Annotated in this window: 15 protein-coding genes and 2 pseudogenes; 13 read left to right on the top strand and 4 right to left on the bottom strand. The window is 55.7% G+C overall.

Annotation, left to right across the window (positions count from 1 at the left end):
* Positions 1-44 precede the first annotated feature (44 nt).
* The 7 genes from traA to EKM04_RS01010 all read left to right on the top strand — a co-directional run bounded on the left by traA (position 45) and on the right by EKM04_RS01010 (position 7,446).
* Entirely contained in the window at positions 45-3,347 is a 3,303-nt protein-coding gene (gene traA, locus EKM04_RS01035; protein WP_173994917.1) for a Ti-type conjugative transfer relaxase TraA, read from the top strand.
* 44 nt (positions 3,348-3,391) lie between these two features.
* Positions 3,392-3,874, top strand: a complete 483-nt coding sequence (gene traF / locus EKM04_RS01030; protein ID WP_410171771.1) for a conjugative transfer signal peptidase TraF — start codon at positions 3,392-3,394, stop codon at positions 3,872-3,874.
* Entirely contained in the window at positions 3,795-5,090 is a 1,296-nt protein-coding gene (locus EKM04_RS01025) for a conjugal transfer protein TraB (protein WP_081307303.1), read from the top strand. Before traF ends, EKM04_RS01025 begins: the two co-directional genes overlap by 80 nt.
* 12 nt (positions 5,091-5,102) lie before the next feature.
* Positions 5,103-5,732 carry a TraH family protein gene (locus EKM04_RS01020; RefSeq protein WP_065657599.1) on the top strand — a complete coding sequence of 210 codons (630 nt, stop codon included), beginning with the start codon at positions 5,103-5,105 and terminating at the stop codon, positions 5,730-5,732.
* A gap of 18 nt (positions 5,733-5,750) precedes the next feature.
* Positions 5,751-6,341: a hypothetical protein gene (locus EKM04_RS01015; RefSeq protein WP_065657600.1), complete on the top strand. Its 591-nt coding sequence runs from the start codon at positions 5,751-5,753 to the stop codon at positions 6,339-6,341.
* A gap of 127 nt (positions 6,342-6,468) precedes the next feature.
* A complete protein-coding gene (locus EKM04_RS22985; RefSeq protein ID WP_158006765.1) occupies positions 6,469-6,714 on the top strand; it encodes a ProQ/FINO family protein in 246 nt (81 codons plus the stop codon).
* Positions 6,715-7,137: 423 nt separating this feature from the next.
* Positions 7,138-7,446, top strand: coding sequence for a transcriptional repressor TraM (locus EKM04_RS01010; protein WP_035258696.1), 309 nt, complete (start codon positions 7,138-7,140; stop codon positions 7,444-7,446).
* 188 nt (positions 7,447-7,634) lie between these two features.
* Here EKM04_RS01010 and EKM04_RS01005 read toward each other — a convergent pair whose 3' ends face one another.
* Positions 7,635-8,363: a transposase gene (locus EKM04_RS01005; RefSeq protein ID WP_173994919.1), complete on the bottom strand. Its 729-nt coding sequence runs from the start codon at positions 8,361-8,363 to the stop codon at positions 7,635-7,637.
* Positions 8,364-8,671: 308 nt separating this feature from the next.
* Here EKM04_RS01005 and EKM04_RS01000 point away from each other — a divergent pair, with 308 nt between their 5' ends.
* The 4 genes and pseudogenes from EKM04_RS01000 to EKM04_RS23120 form a co-directional block, all read left to right on the top strand.
* The gene (locus EKM04_RS01000; RefSeq protein ID WP_012478144.1) at positions 8,672-9,613 is read left to right on the top strand and encodes a hypothetical protein; all 942 of its coding nucleotides are present in this window, start codon (positions 8,672-8,674) and stop codon (positions 9,611-9,613) included.
* Between the two features lie 1,579 nt (positions 9,614-11,192).
* Entirely contained in the window at positions 11,193-11,825 is a 633-nt protein-coding gene (locus tag EKM04_RS00995; RefSeq protein ID WP_065657607.1) for an HAD family hydrolase, read from the top strand.
* A 1,037-nt stretch (positions 11,826-12,862) separates the two neighbouring features.
* Positions 12,863-13,354, top strand: a complete 492-nt coding sequence (gene tsaA, locus EKM04_RS00990) for a tRNA (N6-threonylcarbamoyladenosine(37)-N6)-methyltransferase TrmO (protein WP_032489521.1) — start codon at positions 12,863-12,865, stop codon at positions 13,352-13,354.
* A gap of 167 nt (positions 13,355-13,521) precedes the next feature.
* Positions 13,522-13,790: pseudogene (locus tag EKM04_RS23120) on the top strand (transposase); the annotation flags it as partial.
* 278 nt (positions 13,791-14,068) lie between these two features.
* Here EKM04_RS23120 and traR read toward each other — a convergent pair.
* The 3 genes and pseudogenes from traR to EKM04_RS00975 form a co-directional block, all read right to left on the bottom strand.
* Complete coding sequence (traR, locus tag EKM04_RS00985) at positions 14,069-14,773, bottom strand: autoinducer-binding transcriptional regulator TraR (RefSeq protein ID WP_173994923.1); 705 nt, start codon at positions 14,771-14,773, stop codon at positions 14,069-14,071.
* A gap of 13 nt (positions 14,774-14,786) precedes the next feature.
* Complete coding sequence (locus EKM04_RS00980; protein ID WP_065657609.1) at positions 14,787-15,095, bottom strand: hypothetical protein; 309 nt, start codon at positions 15,093-15,095, stop codon at positions 14,787-14,789.
* A 52-nt stretch (positions 15,096-15,147) separates the two neighbouring features.
* Positions 15,148-16,799: pseudogene (locus tag EKM04_RS00975) on the bottom strand (Na/Pi cotransporter family protein).
* Between the two features lie 461 nt (positions 16,800-17,260).
* Between EKM04_RS00975 and EKM04_RS00970 the strand changes: the two are divergent.
* Both EKM04_RS00970 and EKM04_RS00965 read left to right on the top strand, forming a co-directional pair.
* Positions 17,261-18,034: a DeoR/GlpR family DNA-binding transcription regulator gene (locus EKM04_RS00970; protein WP_173994925.1), complete on the top strand. Its 774-nt coding sequence runs from the start codon at positions 17,261-17,263 to the stop codon at positions 18,032-18,034.
* A gap of 60 nt (positions 18,035-18,094) precedes the next feature.
* The gene (locus EKM04_RS00965) at positions 18,095-19,660 is read left to right on the top strand and encodes an ABC transporter substrate-binding protein (RefSeq protein ID WP_012478151.1); all 1,566 of its coding nucleotides are present in this window, start codon (positions 18,095-18,097) and stop codon (positions 19,658-19,660) included.
* Positions 19,661-19,669: the final 9 nt, after the last annotated feature.

Here is a 19,669-nt window from a genome sequence, read left to right as displayed (position 1 = left end):
GCCGCTCCCGACGAACAAGGTTCGAACCGGGAGCTTTTATCGCCGTGGCCATCGCACACTTCTCAGCCAGCATCATCAGCCGCGGCGACGGCCGCAGCGTGGTGCTGTCCGCGGCCTACCGGCACTGCGCGAAGATGGAATACGAGCGTGAAGCCCGCACCATCGACTACACGCGCAAGCAGGGCTTGCTGCATGAGGAATTCATGCTTCCTGCCGATGCCCCGAAATGGGCGAAAGCGCTCATTGCGGATCGTGCGGTTTCGGGCGCGGTCGAAGCCTTCTGGAACAAGGTCGAGGCTTTCGAAAAACGCTCCGACGCGCAGCTGGCCCGCGACCTGACGATTGCACTGCCGCTGGAGCTCACACCCGAGCAGAACATCGCCCTGGTCCGTGATTTCGTCGAGAAACACATCCGGGCGAAAGGCATGGTGGCGGACTGGGTCTATCACGACAATCCCGGCAATCCGCACGTCCATTTGATGAGCACGTTACGGCCTCTCTCCGAGGACGGCTTCGGGTCGAAGAAAGTCGCGGTCATCGGCGAGGACGGCCAGCCGGTGCGGACGAAGTCCGGCAAGATTCTCTACGAACTTTGGGGCGGATCGACCGATGCCTTCAACGTGCTGCGGGATGGGTGGTTCGAGCGACAGAACCATCATTTGGCGCTTGCCGAGATCGATCTTCGCATCGATGGACGCTCCTACGAGAAGCAGGGTATCGAACTTGAGCCCACCATCCATCTCGGCGTCGGTGCCAAGGCGATCGAGCGCAAAGCGGCGAGCCGGGGTGTCAGGCCGGAGCTGGAGCGGATCGAGCTGAACGAGGAGCGACGCTCGGAAAATGCCCGCCGGATCCTACGCAATCCCGCCATCGTGCTCGACCTGATCACGCGGGAAAAGAGCGTCTTCGACGAACGCGATATAGCCAAGGTATTGCATCGCTATATCGACGATCCCGCAGTCTTCCAACAACTCATGGTCAGGATCATCCTGAACCCGGAAGTGCTGCGGCTGCAGCGCGAAACGATCGATTTTGCGACCGCAAAGAAAGTGCCGGCGCGTTATTCGACGCGAGCGATGATTCGGCTGGAAGCGACGATGGCGTGGCAGGCAACATGGCTGTCGAACCGGGAGGGAAGGGGCGTTTCCCACTCCGCTCTCGAAGCCACGTTCAAGCGGCATGAGCGGCTGTCCGACGAGCAGAAAGCAGCGATCGAGCGCATTGCAGGACCTGCCCGTATCGCCGCCGTCGTCGGACGCGCGGGTGCTGGCAAGACCACGATGATGAAGGCGGCGCGGGAGGCGTGGGAGCTGGCCGGATATCGTGTCGTTGGTGGCGCGCTCGCCGGCAAAGCGGCGGAGGGCCTTTCGAGCGAAGCCGGCATCGAGAGCCGCACGCTCTCATCCTGGGAGCTGCGCTGGAACCGCGGTCGTGACGTGCTCGACAATAAGACCGTCTTCGTCATGGACGAGGCCGGCATGGTAGCCTCGAAACAGATGGCGGGCTTTGTCGATGCCGTCGTCAGGGCAGGGGCAAAGATCGTGCTGGTCGGCGACCCCGAACAGCTGCAGCCCATTGAGGCGGGCGCTGCCTTCCGCGCCATTGTCGATCGGATTGGTTACGCTGAACTCGAAACGATCTATCGCCAGCGCGAGGACTGGATGCGCAAGGCGTCGCTCGATCTGGCGCGCGGCAATGTCGAGAAGGCGTTGGCGCTCTACAATGCCAATGCGGGAATTGTTGGCGAACGTCTGAAGGCGGAAGCGGTTGAGCGCCTGATCGCCCACTGGAACCATGATTACGACCAGACGAAGACGACATTGATCCTCGCCCATCTGCGCCGCGACGTGCGCATGCTCAACGTCATGGCGCGCGAGAAGCTGGTCGAGCGCGGCATCGTCGGCGAGGGCCACGTCTTTAGAACGGCTGACGGCGAACGCCGTTTCGACGCAGGCGATCAGATCGTCTTCCTGAAGAATGAGACCTCACTTGGGGTAAAGAACGGCATGATCGGCCATGTCGTTGAGGCTGCGCCGAACCGCATCGTTGCGGTGGTCGGGGATCGGGATCATCGGCGGCATGTTGTGGTCGAACAACGCTTCTACAGAAATCTCGATCACGGCTATGCGACGACCATCCACAAGTCTCAGGGCGCCACTGTCGACAGGGTCAAGGTGCTGGCCTCTCTGTCGCTCGATCGGCATCTGACCTATGTCGCGATGACCCGCCATCGCGAGGATCTTCAGCTCTATTACGGGCGCCGTTCCTTCGCCTTCAACGGTGGCCTGGCAAAGGTTCTTTCTCGAAAGAACGCCAAGGAGACGACGCTCGATTACGAGCGCGGCAAACTCTACCGCGAGGCCCTCCGCTTTGCCGAAAACCGTGGCCTGCACATCATGCAGGTGGCTCGAACAATGCTGCGCGACCGGCTCGACTGGACGCTGCGCCAAAAAACAAAGGTTTCCGATCTCGTTCATAGGCTTCGTGCGCTCGGTGAGCGCCTCGGCTCCGACCAATCCCCAAAAACCCAAACGATGAAGGAGGCCGCGCCCATGGTCGCAGGCATCAAGACATTCTCCGGCTCTGTTGCCGACACGATCGGTGACAAGCTCGGCGCCGATCCCACGCTGAAGCAGCAATGGGAGGAGGTCTCGGCGCGCTTCCGCTACGTCTTCGCCGATCCCGTAACCGCCTTCCGCGCCATCAACTTCGATACGGTTCTGGCAGATAAGGAGATGGCGAAGCAGGTCCTCCAAAAGCTTGAGGCGGAGCCGGAGACTATCGGTCCATTGAAGGGCAAGACCGGCATTCTGGCAGGCAAGGCAGAGCGCGAGGCACGTCGCATCGCCGAGGTGAATGTGCCTTCTCTCAAGCGCGATCTTGAGCAATATCTTCAGATGCGCGAGACTGCCACGATGCGGCACCAGGCGGACGAGCAGACGCTGCGCCAGCGGGTCTCGATCGACATTCCGGCACTGTCGCCGGCAGCGCGTGTTGTGCTGGAGCGGGTGCGTGACGCCATCGACCGCAACGATCTTCCGGCGGCGATGGCCTACGCGCTCAGCAATCGTGAAACCAAGCTCGAAATCGACGGGTTCAGTCAGTCGGTTACGGAGCGGTTCGGGGAACGAACGCTGCTGAACAACGCCGCGCGCGAGCCTTCCGGAACGCTGTACGAAAAACTCTCTGAGGGCATGACGCCGGAGCAGAAGCAGCAGCTCAAACAAGCCTGGCCGGTGATGCGGACAGCGCAACAGCTCGCGGCCCACGAGCGCACCGCTCAATCGCTAAGGCAAGCCGAGGAACAGCGTCTAACCCAGCGCCAGGCACCGGTGCTGAAGCAATGAGACGGAAGAGGATTCTTCAGTTTCTCGCGGGCGCCGCCGTCGTCATGTCCGTAGTGACGGCGACGGCGTTCACGGGTGGCTATCGCCTGAACCTGACCCCAAGCGAGCCGCTCGGCCTCTGGCGTATCGAAGAGCTTCAGCGTCCGGTCGCGATCGGCGATCTGGTGTTTTTATGCCCACCCATGACAGCTGTCTTCGCAGACGCATGGCGGCGCGGATATCTGCGCCGAGGGCTTTGCGCCGGCGGCTTTGCGCCGCTGATCAAGACGGTCGCAGCACTTCCCGGACAGCGTGTCGACATCACCGATCGCGTGTTCATCGACGGTCGTCTGGTTCCCGCATCGTCTGTGTGGCGCACGGACGGCGAGGGCAGGATGCTCTTGCCTGATCCCGGCGGCGTTGTGCCGCCGTATCATCTCTTCCTTCACTCATCCTTCGCGAGCTCCTATGATAGTCGATACTTTGGCCCGGTTCCGGATTCCGGTCTGGTCGGCCTGGCGCGGCCGGTCCTCACCTTCGATCCGTGATCGCGGTGACGACCAGAGGAACGAGCGCTGGAAACCCATCCTTCTGATCATCGCCTCGATTGCCTGTGGGAGGATCGGCTGGAGCGGCGAGGTGCTTCTTCTCCCGCTCGCCATGTTCTTTCCGTTGCTCTGGGCAATGGCGCCGTCACGTATGATCGCCGCACTTGTTGCGGCGGGCTATTTCCTGGCGGCCTCGCGCGGATTGCCGCAGGGCGTGGCGAACTTCTATGCCGCCGATCTTTGGCCCGGTCTGGCGCTTTGGGTGATGGCTTCCGCATCCTTCGTCATCGTCCATGCAGTGTGCTGGACGAAACCTCGTGGCGGAGACTCTTCGGGGAAGAGGGGGACGGACGCGGCGAGAGCGCTCCGCTATCTGCTCGCCATGGCGCTGACAGGACTGCCGCCATTTGGCATCACGGGCTGGGCGCATCCGCTGACAGCCGCCGGCGTCTTGTTTCCCGGGCGGGGTTGGTCAGGCCTTGGCGCGACCGCGATCCTGTTGGTCCTCATGACCGGTCGAAGATGGCAAATCGCGGTCGCAGTCCTCGGAGGACTTTACGTCTGGTCCGCCACGAACTGGACGCCCCCGAAACTAACACCCGGATGGATGGCCGTCGATCTGAAACGAGGGGGAGACCTTGGGCGCGATGGCTCGCTTAACTATCACCGTGACCTGATCGCGACAGTGCGTCGGACGATTGCTGAGCAGCCGGACGTACATGTTGCGGTGCTGCCCGAAAGTGCGCTCGGCTTCTGGACGCCGACCGTTGCGCGGCTCTGGCGTGAAGGTCTCCGCGGCTCGGACCGCATCGTCATCGCTGGTGCTGCCGTCGTCGATCCCAAAGGCTACGACAATGTGATGGTGGCGATATCGGCCGATAAATCGAACATCCTCTATCGCGAGCGCATGCCGGTTCCCGGATCGATGTGGCAACCATGGTTGCCATGGACCGGGCAAGGAGGTGGCGCGCGGGCCGACTTCTTCGGCAATCCGGTGGTTGAGGTTGACGGAGCAAGGGTCGCGCCGCTGATTTGCTACGAGCAGCTCATTCTCTGGCCGATCCTTCAATCGATGCTGCACTCGCCCGAGGTGATCGTTGCCGTCGGCAATGGCTGGTGGACGGAAAACACATCGATCGTCGCAATCCAAAAAGCGAGCGTCTCAGCCTGGGCAAGGCTCTTTGACCTGCCCGTCGTTATGACCTTCAACACATAGGGAGTACCCGGGATGCTCGATGCCGTCCTTGTCCAGCAATGCGCCGACCCCTCCCTGAAGCCAGCAATCGTCGAGAAATTCATCGCGAAGGCAGGATCGCAGGATCCGCTGGCTGTCACCGTGCGCTCAGGCAACAGCATGGTTCTGGTGCCAAAGCCGACAACGCCGGAAGAGGCTTTGGCTCTCATCCGCGACAATCTCGGACGCAACACCGTTCGCGTTGGCATCACCCAGTATCCGGCAGGGGTCGGAATCGTCGAGGCCGGTCAATTGAAGCCGGAAATGGTCGAGCCTTGTGAGAATATCCGCATGGGGACAGCACTGTTTGCCAAGGTCTTTCGCATCGTCATTAAATGGTACGGCAATCCCACAGCAAAAGACGTCCTGCCACAGGTTATGGATGATGCGGTCATCGCTTGGCAGACGGGATATTTTGAGGGGCTGGCGGTGTTTCGGGCCGAAGATCCTGGTCAGGGAAAACTTGCTCAACCCGCTTCAACCCAAAGTGACGAAGCCGAAACAAAAAACGACTCTCGCGAAAATCCAAGAGATGAAGATGCTTCATCCGAAGCTGTCTCGTCTGATCCAAACAAGGCCGGCATCAGGATCGACCTGTCGGGGATCGGCGCTCAAGAGCGTTAAGCCTGCCGCCAGAGTGCGATGAAATTGGAATCGCGCCACCCGGACTCCCTGCAGGCTTGCCGCTGCCTGCAGCATATTCAGCTCGGACGGATCATTGAAGACGCTCCAGATCAACACAATATCTTTCGCACGGTGTATGCGGAGGCGATCATGTGGTTAGAGATGCCAATAGGTAAGTATAAGGGTAAAACGCTACCGCAGTTGTTGCTGACGGACCCGGACTATTTTTTCTGGGCGATGGAGCAGGATGACTTTTTCAGGGGCGGTCTTGCAAAGCAGGCAGCCGACATCCTCCGTAAAGCCCGCCGCATCAAGATCCCCAAACCGGATCCCGCTAACTGGCGCGTCGAGTATTTTCTGACACCCGACGGTAAGTTCGCGCATTTCGACATTGTCGAGGCTGATCGCGCACCGCATGTCGGCTCAAGCAGGACTTCCCGCTCGCCGACGCTCGATTTCGCATATGTCCGCCAGACGCGGGACTACGACAAACTTGGATACAAGCACTTCATCAAGAGCTTCAAATACTTCTATTTTGGGAGCTTTGATGTGCGGCTTAACAAGGCGAAATGCGAAGCGTTCTTCGACAATCCAGCGAATTTCAGTTAGTTCTAACGCGTCTAAGGCAGGATGAATTAAGGGCAGCAACTCGAAGCCTATCAGCCCATGGAAAGCCTCCCGCGGTCCGATCAAGGTCGATCGGTACTCGTTTGGAGCGGCCAAGGCGGTAAACGCCTTGTTAACTGGGCCAATTGCAGTTCTTCCTTCGGCTGAAGGGGAGATAGTCCTGCCGTTCAGGATCGGGATCAATGATGACATCGAGAGATTGTTGAGACCGGGTGCGGCACTGTCGGATCTGCACAAAGCGCTGCGCCGGTACACGCACAGTGCGGCGTATCTTTATGCGACCGCGCGGCCGGATGCCTTGCGCCATGATATGTTGGTGAACCCTTCGGCGCCGTCAGAGATGAGGATCGGCTGAACGCCCGTCAGACTTTCCTGATCGTTCAGGAACGACGCAAGCAGCGCCGCGAGCAACGTGAAAGCGAAAAATTAGCTCAAAACTAATCCGACAGGCGCGTGAAATCATCTCTGACGGCGGTTTCGTGAAAAATTGCACCTACGCGATCCTCATCACGACTGGCTTCTCCATGGAATGACTCTTATAAGGGTGGTTGACGCAGTACGCGCTGCGTTGCGGCTTAGAATCCGCAGATGAACGGTTGGCGCTGACCGGAATGGCGCCAGGAACCCTCTGACTTTGTGTCCGGGGGCCTGCGGCGTATGTCCAGGCTCCGGCTAAAGGTCGCAGGGCCGATTCATCTCGGATTCTAACCCCCGGCAAGGGTTCACAGGGTTCAACGTCAGCGGGGGCGTACCGCGGCCAACCAGGGTTAGGTGAGGAATGGAACTGGAAGATGCAATCGTAACGAATAAGGTCGAGCTCCGCCCATTGATCGGGCTGACGCGAGGATTACCTCCGGCGGATCTGGAAACCATCACGGTTGACGCTATCAGGACGCACCGGCGATTGGTGGCAAAAGCCGATGAACTCTTCCAGGCTCTCCCGGAGACCTACAAAACCGGAAAAGAAGCCGGCGGCCCACAGCATGTTCGATACATTGAAGCGATCATCGAAATGCATGCGCAGATGAGCGCCGTGAAAACCTTGATCAGTATTCTTGGCTTCATTCCCAAGGTCGTCGTCAACTGACAGCTGGCAAAGTCAAGTGCGGACAATCATCGTGTGAGGGCGGATATGGCTGTATCGCTTGGTTTACGTGCTTAAGCTGCGCGTCTAGTGGTGGCGTCGCCCATCGTGTTCCTCAGCGGGTGCCGGCTTGATCTGTGTCGTCAATCGTTTCGATTATTTCGTAGGTTTTGATGAGCCTCTAGATGCCTTCATTCAGTGACACACGCGCCACATCCGGCGAAACTGCGCGGATCTGAATTTTCACGAGATAAGCCGATTTCCAAATTCAGGATACTCGGCCGCCTCGCGCTTGAACTGGTGAACTGCCTCACCGGCGGCATCCGAACTCTCGTAAAAGTAAAGGACCATGACCCCGGCTCGGACAAAACAGAATTGACTAAGTCACAATCACAGGCCCGATTGACAGTGACCCTTCCTGCGCCCATCGTCGTCTCCGACTCCGCATAATTATTGGCGGCGCTAAATTGCGCATCTCGGTTACGCCGCAGGCAAGAGTGACCCGGTAATTTGCACCCTTCACTATCATGCCCCTTCAACGAGCGGATCAGCGCCTTCAGCACGTCAGGTGCGGTATCAGCCTCGACCTTCAAAACACAAACGCCCTTGCAACCGATCTCAATGCGCGATGGTTTTACCGAGCGCTTCGCAGTCGTAGGTTTGGCCGTCGCATTCGGCCGCTCCGCTTCACTGATCGGCTCCGACGCAATCAGCGCAACAGCAGGAACGAAACCACTGGGTTGGTCGCCGCGAACTTCCCTGCGCCGGGTGTAAATCTGCTGGGGACGGATATCGTGCCGATGGGCGACATCCACGATCCTTGCGCCTGAAGCGGCAGCCTCTTCCAATATCTGTAGCTTATCGTCATCAGACCAGTCACGCCGACGCTCGACCCCTGTCAAAATCTTCATAAGGTCCATAGTTTATCCGCGATGACGTCGCTGACGACAAAGTTATGGACGTAACTTCCGATGTTCGATGAAAATTTCTACTACAGGCTCACCGGACGCTTACGATCCACCGCTATATTCGATAGGTTTGATGGCTTGGACTCCAGCGTCGAGGCCCCCTTCGATTTTCCAGTTCAACAGCCTAATCCGCTCGAAAATCACTCAGACAGCGCGGCATGACGGCAAACAGAAATTTCAGTTGAAACGTTATTCTTATAACCGGCGCGGTCTTATTTGATATTGTGGTCGGATCGCAAGATTTCCGCGGAGTGAGATATATGCAGAATATTGTATCCAATTCACAGACACAGCGGCAACCCATAGAAAAAGAGGTGTCACCCTTCCATCGCGTAATGAGCGACGATCTGATCTCCCGGATCGTGGATGGCATGGTCACTAACGATCCTGTTGAGACTGCAAGGAATATCTCAAACCTTAAGCTCTCTAATAAATCTGTAAAGGAAAGTGTTGAGCGTAGTGCTGGAGGAAGATTTCACGGACAAATCAATAGACTTGGCGCAGCAAGCAAGGCCTTATATGACCACGCGGTTCCCACAGAAGGATTCTCTGAGCATCCTGAGTTTCGTCCAGCCTTGCCAAGGGACTACGCCCTGGCCGGGGAGAGAATTGATGCAATCGGGGGAACTTTAAAGCTGCAAACACCGCAACGAAAATCAGCGCTCGTAGATCATATATTGAATATCGCAGAACCGTACGATCAAGGTCACGCGCTTGAGTATGTTGCGCCCCATGTCGGTGAATTTAGCTCGGAAGATCGTCGACGTCTTGTCGAGAAAATGCTTGAGCACTTTTCCACCCCCTTTACCGATGAGTTGCCAAGCGATGAAAACTTCAGTGGAACTTACGCCTTGTTCAAGGCATTGCCCCACATGGAAGATAGCCTGAAGGCGAGGATGCTTGATACCGTGGTCAATAATCCTGATATGGCAGCACTCATTCAATCGCAGAAGGAACGCTATGATTGGTTGAGGGCGCAAGATGAGTACGAGAAGGCCACTTGGCGCTCCACGCAAAAGCCAACTGTCGATGAGCGGCTGGCAGACATAGAAAGTTCAGTTAGAAGCAATCTCAGCCTCGGTCAAGGCAGTGACCTTGAGAAGATGCGCTCTGCAAGGCCCCTGCAACAGACTATAAGTGACACCCTCAATCTCGCGCGTGAAGAACTCAAAAGCCGCGCCCCCGACGTCCGAGGGAGGTAACCTCAATTATTTCGTAGAATTGTTGCGAACTACGAGACGACGACGAGAACCATGTGTCGCGCGATCCGGCGTTATCGACAGTGTTGGCGAAAAGATCAAGGCGCTCTCGTGGGGTACGTGAGACGTTTTGGCTCACCGAGCCGCAATATCATTTGTCCACTCAGGTTTGCTTTGTTTCACAGAAATTCGCCTCGATCAACCGAAGGTCCCCCAAGAAGGAAACTTCTCCTAGCACATCAAATCCAGCGTCTGCCAAGGTCAGGATACCGTCGATTTCAACGCCTCCGGCGATCTAAACTTCGGGAATTTGTGTCGGTGCACATGTTGCTCGCACTTACGGTAGGCCGCGCCAGACGCTTTGCACATCCCATCCCGCTTGGGCGGAGCCTCGAACATTCGAGCATATTCGCGGCTAAATTGCTGGACACTTTCGTCGCCAACCCTTGCAGCGGCGCTGTCGGCATTCAGGTGTTTTGTCACCATCAGATTTCCTTGCGGCGCAGACTCGAAGGGTCTTCTGGTATTGAACATGACTGGTTCCAGTTGGGTGGCGAAAGTTGTGATGGAACGTGGATGGCGGACTTGATGATGGGCATACTTGCCTTCCGCCGCGGTCGGCCATAGTACCCAGCGCAAGAATTGAGACGGCTAAGACTTCGCTCTATATGTTGATCGATCTCCTTAAGGAACGCGATCTGTCGGTGCACCTAATCAAACGTCTTGGACGTCAAATCCGTTGTCATAAAAGTCACGAACAATAACGAGAAGGTCAGCAAATTCGACCTCAATGCAAAGCTCGCGATACCCGCGGACAAAAACAGAATGTCTATCAAAACGATGGTGGCTAAATTTTTCGACTATCAAATAGTCGACTTTTCGATCAATGCATAATTGCACGCAATCTCTTACCTGCAACTCTGCCTCACAGATATACACAATCGTGCACGAAGAAGAGTTTGATGACCTTTCCCGTTTGACGGACACCCGCCATGGTCTCATCAACAGGCTTTTTGCTGCTTCAAGAAATTTGCACATCAATGCTTGGCCCTCTTTCTGGGTCGGCATATTGGTGCATTGAGCAGTCCTAGCAATGCATGTTGGAAAAAACCGCGTTTCAACTGAAACACTGAATTTATTTTGGCAGGTTCCGAGCAGAAACAAAAAGCAAGGCTACATACTTCGCCGGCGTTCCAAACGTTCGTTAAGTTGGTCGGTCTCCTTTGTTCCACCGAGTTCGCATGAGGGGTCGAAAGATGGCGTGCTCGATTTGATGGTCGAACTGCTGCAAATTCCGTCTTTGGCCTAGCGCGCCGTCACAAAGGTGGTGCGCGTTGACTCACCAGATACTTCTTAGCCGTGTGATTTAATTCGTTAGCGTTGAGTAACGAGGGATGTCGCTCCCAGCATACCCCGGCAGCAAACCGATCGCGAATGTTACCGTTGAAACACAGTTTCTGTTTAACCAGCATTCAGGGAGTGATAGACCTGAAGCGAGATCGCCGCCAACAGGAACAACCCTAGTATTCCTGATATATTTTTGATGGAAATATGGCGTGCATACGAAATATGGAAAGTATGAATGGCTAAAAATGATGCTTATAAGCTAATTATATTTGATTTTGATGGTACATTGGCCGACAGCGGCGCCTGGATGATACGCGCTCTGAGGGAAATGTCCGAACGTCACCGATTCGTATCGCCCAGCGACACTCAGATTGAATATCTGCGGGGCCTTTCAGTTTGCCAGGTTCTGAAGTGGATGAGAGTACCGGTGTGGCGCATTCCTCTGATCGTGAGAGACTTGCGTAAACTGGCTCGCGAAGCCACGTTCGATATGTTCCCTAGGACAGAAAAGGTCTTGTTTCTCCTCCAAGATCAAGGGGTCGAGCTTGCAATCTTAAGTTCGAACAGCGTTGAAAATATTCAGCGCGTGCTCGGGCCATTGGAGAGATACTTTGCTTATATAGAGGGCAGCTCGCCAATATTTGGGAAGGGCAAAAGGATCAATAAGATACTTCGTCGGTTTGAAAGGTCCCGGAATGAAGTGCTTCTTGTCGGAGATGAGGTACGTGATATTGAGGCAGCGATGAGTCAAAACGTTGCCTCCGCGGGAGTTACGTGGGGTTATGCTAAGAGAGAGGCTTTGGCGTGCAGCAATCCCACGCACATTCTAGAAGATATTGAGGATCTAATAGACTTGAAACCTCTCTAAAGAAGGAGAGCTACGCTCGTAGCTCTACTACATCATATTCACATTGAAATTGCCGCACATATGTCGGGAAGGGCTGAAAGCGGATGCCATCAGTCGTTCAACGTGCCCTAGCCTTGCTTCAGAAGCATAACATGCACGATCAAGAGCCTGGACTGCGGCATTCAACGGATGCCTACGTCGAAGCGGGCACTTAAGCATTTCGACGCCATGTGTAGCGCGCGATTAAATGTCGACTGAATTAGGCGGCGTCTTCAACATAGACTGGGCCAGATGCATGTCCACGAGAACCAATTGATGAGCAGTCTGATGATTGTTCTCTTGTCCGGCGCCGCGATACTGATCCACTGGGAAACGGCCTACGTAGCACGTTAACACTGCTGTGTTTAATCCAAGTTTATTAACGAAACGAATCTCTTGCTATCGATAATTACCTATCGCGTCTTGCAGCCGAATGAGGCAAACATGAAAACGTCGACCAAAAAAATGCTTGTCTACGCCGCGATAATTTTCACTCCAGGATTTATATATTTTCCACTATATAAAATTTTGCTCACTCTTTATAGTGAAGATTCAGGAGATACATATTTTTGTCAGTTCTATACGGAGTTCTCATTTTTTTGGATAATGGGATTACTGGTTTTTGCCTTGTCAACGATGCTTAAAAAGAAGCCTTAGTTTTCCTTACGCCGCGCGGAAATTCTAACAAGCTTCAACGGGCGTGGGGTCAACCTGGTGGTCTCCAGCGTTAAATGACGACACCTTGTCGGCGTTACCGCGCATATTCTAAGCCAACGAAGTGATCAGCTTTGAACGGCTGTCACGGCACCCTTTCGTTTGCGCGAGACGGGATTATCTGGGGTCATCGTTGCCGAGCGGTGCGGGTTGAGTACCGCAATGCCGCACAGCCTGCCTCGGCAGAAGCATGTTACAACTGAAATCAAATGCGGCGAACCTGAAATAACCCGTTAACTCACCTCTTACAAGATTCTGCGAGCGAAGCGATATCTGTTGGCTCACTAGACTTGGCAGGAGCTGTCATGCACTCAACCAGATTGCGAACAAACGAAGTCGCGGTCACGCTACCCGAAGAAGGCGACGCATCGCTTTTCTTTGTTGGAAAGATCCGGACCCCTTGGAAAAGTCGAGCTGACACTCCTCGGCAGGGCAGTGAATCCGGGCCACTATGCACACTTGAAATTTCAGAACCGTGGGCCGTGGCGCTAAAGGGGGTCGAGGCGTATTCGCAACTTGAGGTTCTATATTGGTTGCACCAGTCACCACGCGATATCGTCCTACTAAGTCCCGCTGACGATGGAGAGATTCACGGTGCTTTCTCCCTACGAGCACCTGTGAGGCCCAATCCGATCGGAACATCGATTGTGAAAGTGGAGAGGGTATCTGGGAACTCGATTGTTGTACGTGGTCTTGATTGCCTGGATGGAACACCGCTGTTGGATATAAAACCGGACCGCTCGCTATCAAAGCCGCTAGCCCCGGTGAGGAAAAGGTTCTCGATTCCTGCCGTCTGACTGGCACGATGTACCACTCTTCCTTCCACAGAAAAATCAGCCGGTCGCGAAAGGCATTTCCGATGGTTTAGGCTCTGATGACAAAGTGGTCACCAGAAGCGGGATTCATGACTGCCTTTGAGGAGGCAGTTTCGGCTCGCGGGGACCTCACGGATATGGAATGATGGATCATCGAGGCGCTACTGCCCAACGAACGCGGTAGAAAGTCTCGACCGTCGCACGATAATCGGCAGTATCTGAACGGCATGCTGCATGTTCTCCGGCCCGGTTGTCCCTGACGCGACATGCATGAGCGCCACGGAAAATGGTATTCCGTTTATGTACGCTTCTGCCATTGGGCCGAACGGGGTATTTGGGACGCTCTCCTTGAGACCTTGTTCGAACTTGGGCTGACGGATGACTGGCACACATAATCGATAGCACGACAGTTCGTGGCCGTCCTCGTCGTCACTCCACGCGCCCGCTGCGGCTCCGCCCAACTGTCAAAGCGTATTGAGGACATAACCGAGAGTTGGAAGTGATCCTGCGTCAGTGGGCAGGCATCCAGACGGTATGGGAGAAGTTGACCTGCCACAAGTGCCAAAGGATTACGCGGCCACAGCCCTCCTTCCGTGTGACGCAACCCGGCTCATCGCCGACTCTTTTTCGAGACATAACTGGACAACCTAAGCGTATTGCGATCACCGTGTCACGTCGCGATTGTTGCGTTGACTTTCAAATGAGTTTTCGTCGGATTGCCAGCGCTATCAGATGCGCCTTGGAGTGGACGTCGAAGCGTTTCATGGCTTCGCGAAGTTTGACACGGACGCTGTTGTACTTGACCCCTTCGACGTCAGCGATCTCCTCCATCGTCATGCCAACGGCGATCCATCGGAGATAAGACGCCTCCTTCGGATCGAGCCATGCGGCATCTTCTGCCGTAGGCGTGGTGCGAAGGTATGAGATGCGGGCATGGATCTGCCCGATGGTTGATGCCGCTGCAACTGCATCGATTTCCCGATCCAGATCAATCACCGGCTTATCCGATGCCAGCGTGAACATCGACATCGAGCCGTTGGCAGTCCTGATGGGTATGGTGATGCCGGAGCGGATGCCGAAATCGGCTGCGCGAGCATAGAAAGAACGCTCGTCTCTCGACAGCGACGGTCGTTCCTGCTCGCCCGACCAGGTAAAGATGTGCTTCCTGGACCTTGCGCGTTTGACGACCGGATCGAGAGCCACTAACTTCTTGTCGAAATAGGTTGATTGCCACTCGCGATGATAGTTGGTCACGGCAGTGATATGCCTGTGCTGGATATGGAGATAGGCATAACCTGTGAAGCCGAAATGCTCTGCGATATCCGCCAGCCCCGTCTTCAGGATGCATTCATCGCCTTCGATCGCGGCAAGATCCGTCAGCTTGTCCAGCCAGTGTTGCATTCTTCATCTCCGTCTAATCGTTGCCATTATCCTTGTCGTCATTGTTTGTCCGACAGCTGCCGATCGGGAGCGATGTGGAGTGTTCCAAATCAGGTCGGCCAAAGCGTCGCACGTCCCGCCATCTTCCCAGTCGGGGATCGACCGTCGTATGATCTATGGGATGAAAACCGGCGTTGGAAAAATCTATCGTGGCAAAAGCGGGGAGGGCATAAAGACCACCAAACAAGCCAGCAAACTTGCTCTCTATCAAGGTCTTGAGGTTCGGAAAGCCTCCACCACTTAACCGGTCGACATAGGCGAATAGCTGTACTTTGTTCTTCATTTTGAACTTCCGATGGTTTGCGTGGGTACGAGGCGTATTGATCCAGTGTAGGTCAGGTTATCGAGTCGCGAGCAATGATACGGCTTTCACCGAGCAGTCCTTGTTCGTCCATGATCGGATGGGCGACGGATACGAGGTGGGCGTTGATCCGTTTGAGATCGCGCAGGATGTCGAGATGAAGCGAACTGGTTTGCAGGCTGTCGGCGCGTCCGTGACGCAACCGCTCAAGGTGACGCTCGGAAGATCGTTTCTCCATCTGGCGCACCTCGATCTTGCGTTCCATGAGTTGGCGGGCAAGGTTGACATGCGGGTGACGAAGATCGTCTGTGCGATCCTGAGATTGTCTATGGTCAGCTGGAAAAACTGCTGAAGCTCGACAAAGCCGTCATCGGAGAACTTGAGGCCGTGCCCGATCTTCTTGGTTACCGCCTGCAAGAGACCTTTCTCTATGATGTCGCCGATGTGTTCGAGGTTTGTGGCGTAGTCGATGATGACGATCGAACGGCGCCCTTCGTCTTCTGACAATCCGGACCGACCAAGTTTGGAAAGGTAGACCTTGACCTCCTGTTGCAACCGGTCGACCTGATGTTCGATCTGAGAAATATCCTTTAGCCTCGATGCGTTATTCTGCTCAAAAGCATCAGAGACTTTCAAAAGCATTCTTTCGATCAGATCTCCGACACCAAGCACCTCGCGTGTAGCACTGGTGAGGGCCACGATCGGTGTCGACAGTTCGTCGGCGTCGAGAAATTTTGGACCGTTTTCCGTCTGGGCCTTATCAGGGATTAGAATGGTCATCCACCGTGCGATGAGCCGCGAAAAGGGCCATCTGAGCAACGCGAGGGCGATGTTGAAGGCCAGGTACGCATCGACGGGAAGCTCGGAGTAGGGCAGGGGTAACATGGACAGCCAGTCGGCGAGAATTCCCGCTCCGGGAAGGGTAACGACGCAGCCAATGGCCCGTACGAGCAAGTTACCGAGCGTCACACGCCGGGCGGCTACCGATCCCGACAATGCGGCAATCACCGGCGGAACAGCGCCACCCAAACTGGCCCCTAGAACCAATGCAACGACAAGGCCGCCGGATAGAATGCCGGTAGACGCCATCGACAGGATAAGAACGACCGCAGCGAGGCTTGAGGACGATGCAAGGGCAATCGCCGCCGAGAGGATAATGGCGACCGGCCATGCGTTGTCGAGGAGCCCGATGAAGGCCGCAAGCGCTGCTGAATGGCGCAGCGGCTCGGTCGCTGGACTGAGAAGATGAAGAGAAAGCAACATCAGCGCAATACCGATAAGGGCGGTTCCAGCGCCCTGACGCGACGTTGTTCCGCCTCGATAAAGAATGATTCCCACAGCAAGCAAGACAGGCGAAACCCATTCGATTCCGGTAGCAACGATCCATGCTGTTACTGCGGTGCCGACATTGGCTGCCAGCAGCACGACCTGCGCCATGCGCGGCTTGATCAGTTCTCGCTCAACAAATGAAGAGACCATCAGCGCTGTGGCCGTAGAACTCTGCAGTGCTACGGTCGCGACAAAGCCTGCAAGAAATGATCGTGTGCTGCTCCTTGTTCCGGTTGCGAGACCGGTGCGAAGCTTGGAACCAAGCGTCCGGGACGCTCCTTCCTTGACCTGCGAAAGGCCGAACAGCAGCAGAGCAACTGCCCCGAACAGGTTGATCATGACGATTGTCGACTCCAACGCCGCCGTCCTCAGTCTAAGCCGGTTTGGTAGGGACTATTGTCGAAGAGAACCCGGGGCGTGGAGACATTGAACCGGTGGGCGAGCTGGGAGGAAAGCTGCCCACCGGCCTCCCGCCTGCGCCGCCTCGCATACAGGAAGAATTTGCTGGAGGTCCAGAAGTTCGAGGCCGTTCAGCTTCAATCAATCGTGCACGTGGCATAGGCACTCTCCCAAAGTTCATCTCAGGCAAAACAGGCGCAGGGGCCCATTTGGCCTAAGTAACGAATGAGCGGTTTCGCTCACTCGACCAATCGCTTACAGGGCGGACGCGGCTGTGTTAAAGCTCGGCGGGGAAATCTTATACGCTGTAGTACTCTGTTGCAACGCAACAAAACCGTCATCAAACTTTCATTTGACGAAGAACGATAACGCTCATAATGTGAGCGATATAGATCATTCTTGGGTGAAAGGGAAGTGTTGTGTTCAACTCGACGCAGGACCGCCAGGCTAAAATCGTCGAGCTGTTGCGAGGCGAACAGTTTCTGTCCATCGGCAAGCTAACCGACCACTTCGAGATATCAGTGGCGACCGCCCGGAGGGATCTGAGTGAACTCCATGAGGCCGGTCTTTTGCGCCGGACACACGGCGGAGCAGTCAGCGTTTCCCAAGTCGCTCAAGACAAGCCGAACGCGGCTCGCGCCGTTTCGCATCAGGCCGAAAAAGCGGTGATCGCTGCGGCGGCCGCGGCGATGATAAAGGACGGCGACGCTGTTCTGCTTGATGCCGGTACCACTGCCTTGGAGGTCGCAAAGCATATTTCCGGGCGCGCTGGCCTGACGCTGATCTCGAACGGCACAGACATCGTTGCCGAACTGATCCGAGGCGAAACGAAAAACGTCTATTCAGTCGGCGGGGAATATACCGAAACCAACCGGTCCTTCAGAGGTCCGCTCGCCGAGCAGTTCATCCGACAATTCAATGTCGACAAGCTGATCCTCAATGCCAGCTCGATCGATCTGGATCGGGGATTGATCTGTACGGCGTCGCCACTGAACGCGAGCGTCCAGAAGGCGATGATTGAGGTCGCAAGCCGCGTCATTGTCGTTGCGGATCATTCAAAGTTCACGAAATCAAGCCTCTCGGTGACCGCCAGGATAGAGGACGTCGGGGTCATCGTCACCGATGCCGGCGCCAGAAGCATCATTGAGACAGTACCGGAAAAGCTGCGGAAGAAGCTCGTCATCGCGAACTAGGTTCGAAGTCCGCGCAATCGCACAAACACTCTTTAGAAAGAGCAGGGAGAGGACAACCAGATGCGTAAGACCAGTCGCAGAAGTTTTATGATGGGCGCCGGGGCGATAGCTCTCGCGTCAACCGCAGGCGGAAATTTTGCATCTGCCGCGGATCGTCGCGCGTTGCGCATCGGTGTAAATGGGCTACCTCCGTCGCTGGAGCCGATCAACGGCATTAGCAACACCGGCCCGCGTATCATCAACCAGATTTTTGATGCCTTGATCCGGCGCGACTATTTTGCGGATGGTGCCAAAGGCAACAATATCAAGCTTGTGCCGGCACTCGCTGAAAGCTTCGAACGGATTGACGACAAGTCCATCCGGTTCAAGCTTCGGCAAGGCGTCAAATTTCACAACGGCGCCGAGATGACGGCGGAAGATGTTGCGTTCACCTTCTCTTCTGAGCGGCTGTGGGGTGACGAAGCGATCAAGACGGTTCCGAATGGCCGAAATTTTTCTCCCAACTGGGACGAGCCGGTCGTGGAAGACAAGTACACCGTCGTTTTGCGTACCAAGACGCCGTCCTATCTCATCGAGAAATATCTCGGCTCCTGGCTCGGCCCGATCGTCCCGAAGGAGTATTACAAGAGCCTCGGTGCAGTTGCCTTCGGTAACAAGCCGATCGGCACAGGGCCATACAAGTTCAGGGAGCTTGTCGCTAACGATCATGTGACGTTGGAAGCGAATGACGGTTACTGGGGCGATAAGCCTACGGCCTCGACAATCACTTACCAGGTCGTAGCGGAGCCAGCCACGCGCGTGGCCGGTCTGATCAGTGGTGAGTATGACATCATCACGACGTTGACGCCGGACGACATGGCGTTGGTTGACGGCTACTCTGACCTCGAAACGCGTGGCACGCTGATCGAGAACCTCCATATGTTCACGTTCAACATGAACCAGCCAATCTTCCAGAACAAGACTTTGCGTCGTGCTCTGGCGCTTGCTGTCAATCGGCCGCTTATCGTCGAGGCTTTGTGGAAGAATAAGGCTTCCATACCGAACGGCTTTAATTTCCCGCATTACGGCGCGACTTACGACCCGAAGCGGAAGCCTATGGAATTCAACCTCAAAGAGGCCAAGCGTCTTGTCAAGGAAAGCGGTTACGACGGCACCCCGATCACCTATCATACGATGGGCAACTATTACGCCAACGCTGTCCCCGCGTTGATGATGATGATTGAGATGTGGAAAGCCGCCGGCATCACCGTCGTGCCGAAGATCTTTGCGCCGGGGACGACACCCAAGGACTCCGACATTCTAATCCGCAACTGGTCGAACGGCCAGTGGCTGACGGACGGCCTCACAACGATGGTATCGGAATTTGGTCCTGGCCGCGGTGTCCAGAAGCGCTGGGGTTGGAAGGCACCTGCAGAGTTCAACAACCTCTGCGACCAGGTGGCCCAGCTGAAGGATGGCGAAGAGCGTTCCGCAGCCTTCAACCGCCTTCGTGATATCTTCGAGGACGAAGCTCCTGCTGTCCTGATGTATCAGCCTTACGATGTCTACGCTGCACGCAAAGACGTCCAGTGGAGTCCTGTTTCATTCGAGACCATGGAATTCCGCGGAAACCTCAATTTCAAATAACAACAATCC

The organism is Rhizobium skierniewicense Ch11 (assembly GCF_023757665.1).
Lineage (GTDB): Bacteria > Pseudomonadota > Alphaproteobacteria > Rhizobiales > Rhizobiaceae > Agrobacterium > Agrobacterium skierniewicense.
Note: the sequence above shows the minus strand (reverse complement) of the source record. Positions and strands in the feature narration are given on the sequence as shown.

Bases quoted from the DNA above. Each gene is read 5' to 3' on its own strand.
- EKM04_RS01010 (WP_035258696.1), top strand. From the start codon at position 7,138: ATGGAACTGGAAGATGCAATCGTAACGAATAAGGTCGAGCTCCGCCCA.
- EKM04_RS00980 (WP_065657609.1), bottom strand. From the start codon at position 15,095: ATGAAGAACAAAGTACAGCTATTCGCCTATGTCGACCGGTTAAGTGGT.
- traF (WP_410171771.1), top strand. From the start codon at position 3,392: ATGTCCGTAGTGACGGCGACGGCGTTCACGGGTGGCTATCGCCTGAAC.
- EKM04_RS01020 (WP_065657599.1), top strand. From the start codon at position 5,103: ATGCTCGATGCCGTCCTTGTCCAGCAATGCGCCGACCCCTCCCTGAAG.
- EKM04_RS00965 (WP_012478151.1), top strand. From the start codon at position 18,095: ATGCGTAAGACCAGTCGCAGAAGTTTTATGATGGGCGCCGGGGCGATA.
- EKM04_RS00995 (WP_065657607.1), top strand. From the start codon at position 11,193: ATGGCTAAAAATGATGCTTATAAGCTAATTATATTTGATTTTGATGGT.
- traR (WP_173994923.1), bottom strand. From the start codon at position 14,773: ATGCAACACTGGCTGGACAAGCTGACGGATCTTGCCGCGATCGAAGGC.
- EKM04_RS01015 (WP_065657600.1), top strand. From the start codon at position 5,751: ATGAAATTGGAATCGCGCCACCCGGACTCCCTGCAGGCTTGCCGCTGC.
- tsaA (WP_032489521.1), top strand. From the start codon at position 12,863: ATGCACTCAACCAGATTGCGAACAAACGAAGTCGCGGTCACGCTACCC.
- EKM04_RS01025 (WP_081307303.1), top strand. From the start codon at position 3,795: ATGATAGTCGATACTTTGGCCCGGTTCCGGATTCCGGTCTGGTCGGCC.
- EKM04_RS01005 (WP_173994919.1), bottom strand. From the start codon at position 8,363: ATGGACCTTATGAAGATTTTGACAGGGGTCGAGCGTCGGCGTGACTGG.
- EKM04_RS01000 (WP_012478144.1), top strand. From the start codon at position 8,672: ATGCAGAATATTGTATCCAATTCACAGACACAGCGGCAACCCATAGAA.